At 74.7% G+C, this 11828-nt stretch carries 11 protein-coding genes; 3 read left to right on the top strand and 8 right to left on the bottom strand.

What is annotated here, in order from left to right:
* The 5 genes from ABD158_RS02495 to pcaH form a co-directional block, all read right to left on the bottom strand.
* A partial coding sequence (locus ABD158_RS02495) for a TerC/Alx family metal homeostasis membrane protein (RefSeq protein WP_344003222.1) occupies nt 1–681 on the bottom strand: 681 nt, incomplete at its 3' end.
* Between the two features lie 172 nt (nt 682–853).
* Nucleotides 854–2020 (bottom strand): bifunctional 3-oxoadipate enol-lactonase/4-carboxymuconolactone decarboxylase PcaDC, encoded by a 1167-nt coding sequence (gene pcaDC / locus ABD158_RS02490; protein ID WP_344003219.1) that lies wholly within the window; start codon nt 2018–2020, stop codon nt 854–856.
* Nucleotides 2017–3246: a lyase family protein gene (locus tag ABD158_RS02485; protein ID WP_344003217.1), complete on the bottom strand. Its 1230-nt coding sequence runs from the start codon at nt 3244–3246 to the stop codon at nt 2017–2019. Before ABD158_RS02485 ends, pcaDC begins: the two co-directional genes overlap by 4 nt.
* Nucleotides 3243–3827: a protocatechuate 3,4-dioxygenase subunit alpha gene (pcaG, locus tag ABD158_RS02480; RefSeq protein WP_344003215.1), complete on the bottom strand. Its 585-nt coding sequence runs from the start codon at nt 3825–3827 to the stop codon at nt 3243–3245. The genes ABD158_RS02485 and pcaG overlap by 4 nt, the downstream gene beginning before the upstream one ends.
* Nucleotides 3824–4615: a protocatechuate 3,4-dioxygenase subunit beta gene (pcaH, locus tag ABD158_RS02475; protein WP_344003212.1), complete on the bottom strand. Its 792-nt coding sequence runs from the start codon at nt 4613–4615 to the stop codon at nt 3824–3826. The genes pcaG and pcaH overlap by 4 nt, the downstream gene beginning before the upstream one ends.
* 80 nt (nt 4616–4695) lie before the next feature.
* Between pcaH and ABD158_RS02470 the strand changes: the two genes are divergently transcribed.
* Both ABD158_RS02470 and ABD158_RS02465 read left to right on the top strand, forming a co-directional pair.
* Entirely contained in the window at nt 4696–5979 is a 1284-nt protein-coding gene (locus ABD158_RS02470) for an MFS transporter (protein WP_344003210.1), read from the top strand.
* 25 nt (nt 5980–6004) lie between these two features.
* Entirely contained in the window at nt 6005–6754 is a 750-nt protein-coding gene (locus ABD158_RS02465; protein WP_344003207.1) for an IclR family transcriptional regulator, read from the top strand.
* Nucleotides 6755–6761: 7 nt separating this feature from the next.
* Here the strand turns inward: ABD158_RS02465 and ABD158_RS02460 are convergent, their stop codons facing one another.
* The 3 genes from ABD158_RS02460 to ABD158_RS02450 form a co-directional block, all read right to left on the bottom strand.
* The gene (locus tag ABD158_RS02460; RefSeq protein WP_344003204.1) at nt 6762–8117 is read right to left on the bottom strand and encodes an MFS transporter; all 1356 of its coding nucleotides are present in this window, start codon (nt 8115–8117) and stop codon (nt 6762–6764) included.
* Nucleotides 8118–8220: 103 nt separating this feature from the next.
* Nucleotides 8221–9093 (bottom strand): shikimate dehydrogenase, encoded by an 873-nt coding sequence (locus ABD158_RS02455; RefSeq protein ID WP_344003201.1) that lies wholly within the window; start codon nt 9091–9093, stop codon nt 8221–8223.
* A gap of 207 nt (nt 9094–9300) precedes the next feature.
* A complete protein-coding gene (locus ABD158_RS02450) occupies nt 9301–9933 on the bottom strand; it encodes a TetR/AcrR family transcriptional regulator (protein WP_344003198.1) in 633 nt (210 codons plus the stop codon).
* 69 nt (nt 9934–10002) lie between these two features.
* On the opposite strand from ABD158_RS02450, the gene ABD158_RS02445 reads away from it, so the two are divergent.
* A complete protein-coding gene (locus ABD158_RS02445) occupies nt 10003–11772 on the top strand; it encodes a bifunctional sugar phosphate isomerase/epimerase/4-hydroxyphenylpyruvate dioxygenase family protein (RefSeq protein ID WP_344003195.1) in 1770 nt (589 codons plus the stop codon).
* Nucleotides 11773–11828 lie beyond the last annotated feature (56 nt).

Below are 11828 nucleotides of genomic sequence, written 5' to 3'. Positions count from 1 at the left end.
CGTGAAGACGATGTAGGTCTCCTGGGTGAGACCGAAGATCGCGGGGATCGAGTCGAGCGCGAACAGGATGTCCGTGCCGCCGATGGCGATCATCACCAGCAGCATCGGCGTCATCATCCGCTTGCCGTTCTCGTACGTGAACAGCTTGTCACCGTCGTAGTAGTCGGTGGTGTTGAGCCGCTTCTGCGCGAACCGGATGATGAAGTTGTCGGCCGAGTCGTCCTCGTGGTCGTTGCCGATCAGCGTGTACGCCGTGTACAGCAGGATCGCGCCGAAGATGTAGAACATGAAGCTGAAGTTGTTGATCAGCGCGGCGCCGATGAAGATGAAGCCGGTCCGCGCGATCAGCGCGAAGACGATGCCGAAGAGCAGCACCTTCTGCTGGTCGGCGCGGGGCACCTTGAAGCTCGCCATGATGACCAGGAAGACGAAGAGGTTGTCGACGCTCAGCGCCTTCTCGGTGATGTAGCCGGCGAAGTACTCACCGCCGTAGGTGCCGCCGGAGAAGACCAGCACGCCGAAGCCGAAGACGATGGCGAGGCCGACGTAGAACGCCGACCAGACCGCGGCCTCCTTGAGCGTCGGCTCGTGGGCCTTGCGGACGTGGAAGAAGAAGTCGAAGGCGAGCAGGGCGAGGATCGCGGCGACCGTCGCGCCCCAGACCAGAGGTGAGACGTCCATGTGCGGGTGTCCGATCGTTCGGTGTCAGGTCCACCCGCCACGGGCGCGCGCGGTGGTCCACCGCTGCGCGCTCCGCTCCCGGGCCTGCCGCCCAGAATAGCGGCGCCGCGCAGGCCCCACCGATTCCGCATTCAACGAGTGCCGGGGACGGTGCGCCTCGCCGAGACGTGCGTCACGCGCCGTCGCTGTCCTCCAGGGCCTGGCGCACCAGCCGCAGGGCGTGGTTCGCGTCGGGGACGCCGAGGTAGATCGCGTTCTGGAGGACGACCTCGACGATCTCGGCCTCGGTCAGGCCGTTGGTGATCGCGGCGCGCACGTGCATGGCGAACTCCGCGTCGTGCCCGCGCGCCATCAGGGCGGTGAGCACGACCATCGACCGCGACCGGCGGTCGAGGCCGGGCCGGGTCCAGATGCCGCCCCAGGCGTACTGCGTGATGAACCGCTGGAACTCGCCCTCCGGCAGTCCCCGTGCGGCCGCGGTCGCGCGGTCGACGTGGGCGGCGCCGAGCACCTCGCGGCGCACGGCCATGCCCGCGGCGTGGACGTCGTCGGTCGTGACCCCCGGGGTCAGCGCGGTGACCCCGCCGGCGCCCAGGTGGGCGAGCAGGGCCGCGGCGACGGCGGCCGGGGCCTCGGCGGGCGGGAGGTGGGACACGCCGTCGAGGACGACCCGGGTGCCGGGCAGCGGGTCGCCGCTCGGCGGGGCGACGGGGTCCTCGGCGCCGAGCAGCTCGAGCAGCGGCACGGCGACCTCGCCGAGCCGGTCCCGGACGTCGTGGCCGGCGAGCGCCTCGCAGACCTGGGCGTAGCCCTCGGGGTCCACGCCGAGCAGCGCGTCGAGCAGGGGGGCGGCGACCTCCGGGCGGGCGTCGGCGAAGCCCTCGGCGAACCACCGCTGCCGCGACCCGTCACGGACCGCCCCCGTGCCCTCGGCGCGCACCAGGGCGGCGCGCTCGTGCCAGGCCTCGGGGGTGCCGAGCACGGCCGCGGAGGCCAGGACGGCGAGCGAGGTCAGCCGCTCGGCGTGGTCGAGCGCGAGGTGCAGCCCGGTCGCCCCGCCGACCGACACCCCGGCGTGGGCGAAGGGTCCGTCGGTGAACCGGTCCGCCACCGCCACGACGCCGGCGGCGAGGTCGGCGACGGAGAAGGCCTCGGCCGGCACCCGGTTGCCGCCGTGGCCCGGCAGGTCCCAGGCGACCACGTGGAAGTGGCGCGCCAGCGCCGGGACGACGTCGCGCCACAGCAGGCTGGCCCCTGTGCCGAGGGAGGGGCCGAGCAGCAGCAGCGGGCCGGCGTCGGCGGGACCCAGCTCGGTGGCGGTGAGGGTGGGGACGCTCATGCGGACTCCTCGGTCAGGTGGTGCCGGGCGTCGGTGACGGCGGAGGACACGATCCACGACGCGAGCCCGTCGTACGACGCGGCGGGCGGGCGGCCGGCGAGGTCGGCCATCGCGCGCTGCTCGGCGTCCACGCCGTCGGCGGCGGCGAGGTTCGCGGCCATCCGGTCGACGTCGACGCGCAGGCCGCCGAGCAGGTCGGTGGCCTGCCCCGCCGCCACGACCGTACGACGGGCCAGCAGCGCGAGGGTCTCCCACTCCACGTGCCACGCGCCGTCGGAGCGCTCGTCGACCGCGGTCGCCGCGGCCAGGTGGAGCGTGGCGCCCAGCCCGGGGGCGGCGAGGGCGGCGCGGCGCAGGAGGACGGACAGGACGGGGTTGGCCTTGTGGGGCATGGTCGAGGACCCGCCGCCGGCACCCTCCGCCACCTCGCCGACCTCGGAGCGGGTCAGCGAGAGCACGTCGGCGGCGAGGTGTCCCCAGGCGTCGGTGGCCGCGACGAGCGCGTCGCCGACGACGGCGACCGGACCGCGGACGGTGTGCCACGGCGGCGCCGGGGCGAGGCCGAGCCGGGCGGCGGTGGCGTCGGCCAGGGCGCGGACGACGTCCGCGTCGCCCGCGAGCTCGACGGCGGCGGCCAGGGTGCCCGCGGCGCCACCGAGCTGCACGCGCAGCCCGGCGCGGGCGTCGCGGACCCGGCGGGTCGCGTCGAGCACCCCGGTCAGCCAGCCGGCGACACGGACCCCGAAGGTCGTCGGCACGGCGTGCTGCGTCAGGGTCCGGGCGACCGCCGGGGTCGCCGTGTGGGCCTCGGCGAGCTCCGCCAGCAGCGTCAGCTGGCGTCGCTGGTGGGCGGTGACCGCGTCCAGCGCGTCGCGGGCGCCGAGCACGAGGGCGGTGTCGACGACGTCCTGGCTGGTGAGGCCGCGGTGCAGCCAGCGGGCGGCCTCGTGGGCGCCGCGGTCGCGGAGCCGGTCGCGCAGCAGGGCCACCAGCGGCAGCACCGGCGTGCCCCCGGACTCGGCCGCGGCGGCCAGGTCCGCGAGGTCGTCGGGGCCGACGAGGCCGGACAGGTCCGCCGGGTGGGCCGTCGCGCCGGCCGGCGCGACGCCCGCCTCGACGAGCCCGGCGAGCCAGGCCGCCTCGACGGCGACCATCGCGGCGAGCACCGCGGCGTCGTCCAGGACGCCGGCGGCGCGCTCGTCACCGGGCCACAGGAGCCCGCTCACCGGTCGTGCCGGGCGGGGCCGTGCGTCAGGAACACCGTCTCGTCCTCGCCCTGCAGGCGCAGGTCGAAGCGGAACCCGTCGTCGTCGGCCGTCGCGACGAGGGTGTCGCGGCGCTCGGGGGGCAGCGCCGCGAGCAGCGGGTCGGCGGCCAGCTCACCGGGTCGCTCCTCGGGCAGGTAGATCCGCGTCTGCAGCCGGTCGAGGAGGCCGCGGGCGAAGACCGTCAGCGCGACGTACGGCGCCTGGCGGTCCGAGGTGCGTCCGGGCCGCAGGGTGGTGAAGGAGTAGGAGCCGTCGTCGAGGGTCGCGCAGCGGCCCCAGCCGGTGAAGGTCCAGCCGTCGCGGCGCAGCGACCCGGGCCGGGCGACGACGGCGCCGGCCGGGTCGGCCTGCCAGATCTCCAGCAGCGCGTCGGGCACCGGCGCGCCCTCGCCGTCGGTGACCACACCGTGGAGCCGCACGGCGTCGGCGCGGCCGGGCGCGACGAGCTCGGCGTCGCCGGGGTAGGGCAGCGCGTAGCCGTAGAACGGGCCGACGGTCTGCCCGGGCGTGGGGGCCAGGTCGGTGGCGACGTCCCTCATGCGCCCTCCTCCTCGGTCGGGGTGCGGTGGGACCCGGTGAGCACGATGTCCCACCGGTAGCCGGTGGCCCACTCGTGGGTGGTCACGTCGTGGTCGTACGCCGCGACCAGCCGCTCGCGCGCGGCCGGGTCGAGGATCGACTGGTAGATCGGGTCGAGGCCGACGAGCTGGTCGTCGGGGAAGTACATCTGGGTGATGGTGCGCTGCGTGAACTCGGTGCCGAACAGCGAGAAGTGCAGGTGCGCCGGGCGCCACGCGTTGCGGTGGTTCCGCCACGGGTAGGGGCCGGGCTTGATGGTGGTGAAGCGGTACCAGCCGTCGGCGTCGGTGAGGCAGCGCCCCATGCCGGTGAAGTTCGGGTCGAGCGCGGCGGGGTGCTGGTCGCGCTGGTGCACGTAGCGACCGCCGGCGTTGGCCTGCCACAGCTCGACGAGCTGGCGCCGCACGGGCCGGCCCTCGCCGTCGAGCACGCGACCGACGACGACCGTGCGCTCCCCGATCGGCTCGCCGCCGTGCTGGATCGTCAGGTCGGACTCCAGCGGGTGCACGTCGCGCTCGCCGAAGCAGGGCGCCCACAGCTCGACGCCCTCGGGGTCGACCTGGAAGGGCGCCTTGGTCGGGTGGCGCAGCAGCGACGAGCGGTACGGCGGGTAGTCGAGCCGCGGTCCGGTCTCGGGGCCGGTGCGGGTCGCGGCGATCTCCGCGATCTCGGCGCTGACGTCGGCCTGGCTGTGCGCCGGCGGGCCGGGGGCGGCCGGCGGGGGCGGGGCGGGAGTGGTGCTCGTCACGCGCCGACCGTAGCGGCGGGCCCGGAGTCGGGACGCCGATCGTCTTCCGCTGGGCGGAAGATGCGGCGTACGCTCCGCCCATGACGACCACGCCCGCGACCGGTCCCGCCCCCGCCCGCGTGGGCAGCACCTGGCCCGTCGTCCTGTGCTGGGTGGCGGTGGCCCTCGACGGCTTCGACCTCGTGGTGCTGGGCGCGGTGATCCCGACGCTGCTGGGCACCGGCGCCCTCGGCTTCACGGAGTCCTCGGTGACGCTGGCCGCGACGCTCGGGCTGGTCGGCGTCGGCATCGGCGCGGTGACCATCGGGCCGCTGACGGACCGCTTCGGGCGCCGGCGGGCGCTGATCGGCTGCATCGCCTGGTTCTCGGTGACCACGCTGCTGATCGCCGTGGCCCCGAGCACCACCGCCTTCATCGTGCTGCGGTTCCTCGCCGGGCTCGGCCTGGGGGCGTGCCTGCCGACCGCGCTGGCCTACATGTCCGAGCACGCCGCGGAGGGCCGCCGCGGGTCGGCGGTGACGCGGATGATGACCGGCTACCACGTCGGCGCCGTGCTCACCGCGCTGCTCGCGCTGCTCCTCGTGGACTCCCTCGGGTGGGAGTCGATGTTCGTCGTCGGCGGGGTGGCGGGCCTGCTCGTGCTGCCTTTGATGGTGCTCAGGCTGCCGGAGTCGGAGGCCTACCTCGCGGCCCGCGCCCGGGCGGAGGCGGCCGCCGCCGACGGCGGGTCCGCCGCGGCCGGGCCCGCCCCGGTGCGCACCTCCGCGGTGCTGCGCGGGGGATACCTGCGGATCTCGCTCGGCCTGTGGGTCGCGTCGTTCATGGGCCTGCTGCTGGTCTACGGCCTCAACACCTGGCTGCCCACGATCATGGAGGCCGCGGAGTACTCCATCAGCGCCGGCATCGGCCTGCTGCTCGCGCTCAACGTGGGTGCCGTCCTGGGTCTCGTCGTCGCGGGCGGCGTCGCCGACGCGCGCGGCACGAAGCCGGTCGTGCTGGCCTGGTTCGGGATCGCCGCGGTGTTCCTCGCGCTGCTGTCGATCCGCATCGAATCGACCGTGCTGGTCTACGCCGCGGTGACCCTGGCCGGAGTGTTCGTGTTCAGCGCGCAGGTGCTCGTCTACGCGTTCGTCGGCCACCTCTACCCGCCGGAGATCCGCGGCACCGCGCTCGGCCTCGCCGCCGGCGTCGGCCGCGTGGGGGCGATCGTCGGGCCGTCCCTGGGCGGGGCGCTGGTCGCCGCCGGCCTGGCCTACCCGTGGGGGTTCTACATCTTCGCGCTCGCCGCACTGCTCGCCGTCGTGGCGCTCGCGGTGGTGCCCGCGCACGGGCCGCGCGCCCGGGCGACGGCCCCGGTGGCCTGAGCGCGCGACACGGGGCGGGGACCGGGTGGCCGGGGGGTCGGCGTCGGGCGCGTCCGTCACGCAGCGCGCGCTCGCGCTGGTGGCGGCCTTCGACGAGGACCACCGCCGCCTGACGCTCACCGAGCTCGCCGAGCGCGCCGACATCCCGCTCTCGACGGCCCACCGGCTGGTCGCGGAGCTGGTCGCGTGGGGGGCGCTCGCCCGCTCCGGCGACGGGGCCTACGTGGTGGGACGTCGACTCTGGGACGTGGGCCTGCTGGCCCCCGTCCGGGCCGGGCTGGTCGAGGTGGCCTCGCCGTTCCTGCACGACCTCTTCGGCGCGACCCGCGCGACCGTGCACCTGGCCGTGCGCGAGGGCACGGAGGCGCTCTACCTCGACCGTCTGCGCGGCCACTCCTCGGTGCCGGTGGTCTCGACGGTCGGCTCCCGGCTGCCGCTGCACGCCACCGGCGTCGGCAAGGTCCTGCTCGCCCACGCCCCGCGCGAGGTGCAGCGCGCGGTGCTCGCCGACCTGCGCGGCGTCACGCCGTACACGGTCACGCAGCCGGGCCTGCTCTCGCGCCAGCTCGAGGCGGTCCGCCGCGAGGACCTGGCGACGACCCGCGAGGAGATGAGCCTGGGCGCCTGCTCGCTCGCCGTCCCCGTGCGCCGGGGCGAGACGGTCGTCGCGGCCCTGGGGGTGGTCGTCGCCGACCTGCGCCGCGACCGCACCCGCCTGCTGTCCGGCCTCCAGGTCGCCGCCCGCGGCATCGGCCGCTCGTTCACCCGCCCCTGACCCGGCCTCAGGCCGCGACGGGCTCCCGGTCGGGCTCGCGCCGACCGAGCCGGGCGGTGGGGACGGCGCGGGTCTCGCGGGCGGTGAGGGCCGCGACGGTCGCGACGGCGCAGATGACGGCGGTGAAGCCGGCGATGACGACCCAGCCACCCTCCTGCACGCCGCCGAGGGCGGTGACGATCGTCGGCGCGAAGCCGGCCATCAGGAAGCCGAGCTGCGTGCCGATGGCCATGCCGGAGAATCGGACCTTCTGCGAGAACATCTCGCCGTAGAACGAGGGCCACACCGCGTTGGCGGACGCGTAGCCGAGCGAGAAGGTCGCGATGCCGAGGGCGAAGACGAGCAGCTCGGAGTCACCGGACATCGAGCGCATGTAGAAGGGCATCAGGACCGCGCTGGAGACCGCGCCGTAGACGAAGACCGGCTTGCGGCCGACGCGGTCCGCGAGCATCCCGAAGAGGGGCTGGGTGAAGAGCGCGACCACGTTGGCGACCACGACGAGCCACAGGGTGACGGAGTCCGCGAGGCCGACCTCGGCGCCGTAGGCGAGGGCGAGGTTGCCGAACACGGTGGAGACGGCGGCGATGAAGGCGCAGCAGACGACGCGGGCGACGTCCCAGCCGTGGTGGCGCATCAGCTCGACGAAGGGAAGCTTGGCGACCTGGCCGGTGGCCTTGGCCTCGGCGAACTCCGGCGGCTCGGTGAGGGTACGGCGGATGAAGTAGGCGACCACGACGACCAGGGCCGAGAGCCAGAACGGGATGCGCCAGCCCCACGTGAACTTGATGTCGTCGGGCAGCGCGAGCACGGGGATGAACACGAGGGCGGCGAGGATCTGGCCCCCCTGGGTGCCGGTCAGGGTCCAGGAGGTGAAGAAGGAGCGGCGGTCGTCGGGCGCGTGCTCGAGCGTGAGCGAGCTGGCGCCGGCCTGCTCGCCGGCGGCCGAGAGGCCCTGCATCAGCCGGCACAGCACGAGCAGCGCGGGCGCGGCCCAGCCGATCGTCCCGTAGCCGGGCAGGCAGCCGATGATGAAGGTCGAGAGGCCCATCAGGACGAGCGTGAACATCAGGACCTTCTGGCGCCCGACCTTGTCGCCGAAGTGGCCCAGGATCACGGCACCGAACGGGCGGGCGACGTAGGCGAACCCGAAGGTCGCGAAGCTCATGACCAGGGCCGCGTCGTTGTCGGACGGGAAGAACACCGTCGGGAAGATCAGCGCGGCGGCGGAGCCGAAGATGAAGAAGTCGTAGTACTCCACCGCGCTGCCCATGAAGCTCGCCGCGGCGGCCTTCTTGGGGGTCTTGACGGCGGTCGCCGGGTCGTCGGGCGCTCCGGACGGCACCGTGGGGGTCGCTGTGGTCATGACGTGCTCCTGCTCTGCGTCGGACTGGGTCGGGCTGGTCGGGCTGGGCGGGCTGGTCGGGCTGGTTGGGGGGGCCGGGTGGGCCGGGGAGGAACGGCGGAGGTCAGGACCCGGCCCGCGCGACGAGGTCGCGCAGGTGGCGGGACATGCGCTCGACGTCGGGCTCGAGCGAGGTGATCAGGCGGAAGGCGTCGACGGCCTGGCCGACGGCCATGTGGCCGCCGTCGAGGGTGCGGCAGCCCGCGGCCTCGGCGGCGTCGAGCAGCGCGGTGCGCAGCGGCCGGTAGACGATGTCGGCGACGAAGGCGTCGCCGTGCAGCAGCGTCGCGTCGAGGGGCAGGCCCGGGTGCTCGGCCATCCCGGTGGGGGTGCAGTGGACCAGGCCGGTGGCGGCGTCCATCAGGACGGGCAGCTTGTCGGGGCTCGCGCCGTCGGCGCGGACGGCGGGGTGGCGCAGGGCGAGGTCGTGCGCGAGGCGGGTGGCGCGGTCCTCGTCGACGTCGACGACGACGAGGTGCTCGACCCCGAGGCGGGCCAGGCCGGCGGCGACGGCGGCGCCCGCTCCCCCGGCGCCGAGCATGACGACCTCCGTGAGGTCGGCGTCGGGCAGGTGGGTGCGCACGGCGGTCTCGAAGCCGGTGGTGTCGGTGTTGTGGCCGACGGTGGTGCCGTCGGCGCGCAGCAGCACCGTGTTGACCGCGCCGAGGCCGGCGGCGACCGGGTCGACCTCGTCGAGGTGGGCGAGGACGAGCTGCTTGCAGGGGTGGGTGACGTTGAGGGCGTCGAAGCCGAAGACCCGCGCCTGGTCCAGCAGGTCGCCGATCGAGGCGGGGGCCAGGTCGTGCTCGAGGAGGTCGATCGGGCGGTAGACGTAGGACAGTCCCTGCGCCGCGGCCTCGGCCATGTGGAGCGCCGGCGTCAGTGACGGCCGGACGCCGGTGCCGACGAGCCCGACGAGGTAGGGGTGCGTGTCCATGGGGTCTCCCGCTTATGTACTAACTGGTACGTACGCTGCGATGAGGGTCACACGAGGCGCGACCGTGTGTCAACGGTCACGTGGGGATTCGGTCCCGTCGGGCCGCGGGGCCCCGACGCGCGTCGCCTCCTCGCGGGCTCAGGCGCGGCGCGTCAACGGCGGGTCAGCGGCGGGTCGACGGCGGGTCAGCGGCGGGTCGACGGCGGGTCAGCGGCGGGTCAGCCAGGAGACGACGACGTCGCCGATGAGCCCGCGCAGGTGGGCGGCGTTCTCGGGCGCGGCGAGGTCGCGGCCGAAGAGGTGGCCGAAGGTGTACTGGTTGGCGACCTGGAAGACGCAGTACGCGCTGATCACGAGGTGCACGTCGAAGGCCTCGACGTCGGCGCGGAAGACGCCCTCGTCACGGCCGCGGGCGAGGACCTCGTCGACGAGCGACATCGCGGGCTGCCCGAGGTCGCGCAGCGACTCGATGCGGCGCATGTGCTCGCCGCGGTGGATGTTCTCGATCGCGACGAGGCGGATGAAGTCCTGGTGGGCCACGTGGTGGTCGTACGTGGTCTCGGCCAGCCGGCGCATGGCCTCGAGGGGGCCGAGCTCCCCGACGTCGAGGCCCCGCTCGGCCTCGCGGATCCCGCGGTAGGCCTCCTCGAGCACGGCGAGGTAGAGGCCCTCCTTGCCGCCGAAGTAGTAGTAGATCATCCGCTTCGTGGTGCGGGTGCGCTCCGCGATCTCGTCGACGCGGGCCCCGGAGTAGCCGGACTCGGAGAAGACCTCGGTGGCGACGGCGAGCAGCTCCGCGCGGGTGCGTACGGCGTCGCGCTGACGCTCCGGCTCGACCACGCCCCCACCCTAGGGGCCGGCCGGCCGAGCTCTTCCGCAGGCAATGTACTGGTTGGTACATTGCCCGGCGTGCGGACCTCCATCGCCACCGTGTGCTTGTCCGGTGGCCTCGTCGAGAAGCTCCACGCCTGCGCCGCGGCCGGGTTCGACGGGGTCGAGATCATGGACGCCGACCTCGTCGCGGCGTACGAGTCGCCGGAGGAGGTCCGGGCGCTCTGCGACCGGCTCGGGCTGGGCATCGACCTGTTCCAGCCGTTCCGCGACGTCGAGGGGGTCGACGAGGCGACGTTCGCCGACACCCTGCGGCGCGCGGAGGCCAAGCTCGCCCTGATGCAGCGCCTCGGCGCGGACACGGTCCTGGTCTGCAGCAACGCCGGCACGGCCACCGTCGACGACGACGCGGTCGCCGCCGACCAGCTCGGCCGTCTCGCCGACCTGGCCGCGCCGTACGGGGTCCGGATCGCCTACGAGGCGCTCGCCTGGGGCCGGTACGTCGCGGACTACCGCCACGCGTGGCGGCTCGTGCAGGCCGCGGATCGGCCCAACCTCGGCACCTGCCTGGACAGCTTCCACATCCTGTCGCGTGGCGACGACCCGTCGGCGATCCGCGAGATCGACGGCCGGAAGATCTACTTCCTGCAGCTCGCCGACGCCCCCGCCCTCGACATGGACCTGCTCTCGTGGAGCCGCCACCACCGGCTGTTCCCCGGGGAGGGCGACTTCGACCTGGTCGGCTTCCTGGGCCACGTGCTCGCCGCCGGGTACGTCGGGCCGCTGTCGCTGGAGGTCTTCAACGACACCTTCCGCCAGACCGACGTCGTCCGCACCGCCGCCCACGCCCGACGGTCGCTGGCGTGGCTGTCGGACCGGGCCGGCTCCGAGGTCCTGGCGCACCCCGGGGCGCCCGAGGCGGTCGACTTCGTCGAGCTCGCGGGCGCCGACCTCGCCGAGCTCGACGAGACCCTGGACCTGCTCGGCTTCACCTTCCGGGGTCGCCACCGCAGCAAGCCCGTGCGGCTGTGGTCGGCCGGCGACGCCCACGTCGTGCTCAACGAGCAGTTCCGCGCCGAGGCGCCCCACCTCGCGGGCCTCGGGGTCGTGGTCGACGACGCCGGGGAGGCGGCGGCCCGGGCCGCGGCGCTGGGCGCCCCCCCGGTGTTCCGCCGCACGTTCGCGGGCGAGCAGGTGCTCCGGGTCGTCGCCGCCCCGGACGGCACCGAGATCTCCTTCGGCGGCGCGGGCTCCTCGTGGCGCGACGAGTTCACCGGGGGCGCGGACCGGCCCGGCGCGCTCGGGGCCGGTGCGGTCGTGGACCACGTCAACCTCGCGCAGCCGTGGCAGGACTTCGACGAGGCCGTCCTGTTCTGGACGAGCGTGCTGGGTCTGTCGTCGGGCGCCTCGACCGAGGTGCCGGGCCCCGCGGGCCTGGTGCGCAGCCAGGTGATGCGGACCGACGACGGGACCGTGCGGATCCCGCTCAACATGGCCCCGCCCACCTCGCCGCTGCCCGCCCAGCACGTCGCGGTGCGCTGCGGCGACGTCGTCGGCGTGGCCCGCCGGGCCCGCGAGCGCGGGCTGCGGTTCCTGCCCGTGCCCGCCAACTACTACGACGACCTCGACGCCCGCTTCGGCCTGCCCGCCGCGGTGCTCGCCGAGCTCCGCGAGCTCGACCTGCTCTACGACCGCGACGCCGACGGCGAGTTCGTCCACTTCTACACCCCGACCATCGGGGGCGTGTTCCTCGAGCTGGTCGAGCGCCGCGGCGCCTACGACGGCTACGGCGCGCCCAACGCCGCCGTCCGGCTCGCGGCGCAGCGCGCCCAGCGCGCCGTCGGCTGAGGCCCGCGGACCCCTCGGCCCGCCTCGGGCTCGGACGGACCCGGGCGGGTTGAGTA

Source organism: Nocardioides lentus, assembly GCF_039529515.1.
Lineage (GTDB): Bacteria > Actinomycetota > Actinomycetes > Propionibacteriales > Nocardioidaceae > Nocardioides > Nocardioides lentus.
Note: the sequence above shows the minus strand (reverse complement) of the source record. Positions and strands in the feature narration are given on the sequence as shown.

Bases quoted from the DNA above. Each gene is read 5' to 3' on its own strand.
- pcaDC (WP_344003219.1), bottom strand. From the start codon at position 2,020: ATGAGCGTCCCCACCCTCACCGCCACCGAGCTGGGTCCCGCCGACGCC.
- pcaG (WP_344003215.1), bottom strand. From the start codon at position 3,827: ATGAGGGACGTCGCCACCGACCTGGCCCCCACGCCCGGGCAGACCGTC.
- ABD158_RS02470 (WP_344003210.1), top strand. From the start codon at position 4,696: ATGACGACCACGCCCGCGACCGGTCCCGCCCCCGCCCGCGTGGGCAGC.
- ABD158_RS02460 (WP_344003204.1), bottom strand. From the start codon at position 8,117: ATGACCACAGCGACCCCCACGGTGCCGTCCGGAGCGCCCGACGACCCG.
- ABD158_RS02455 (WP_344003201.1), bottom strand. From the start codon at position 9,093: ATGGACACGCACCCCTACCTCGTCGGGCTCGTCGGCACCGGCGTCCGG.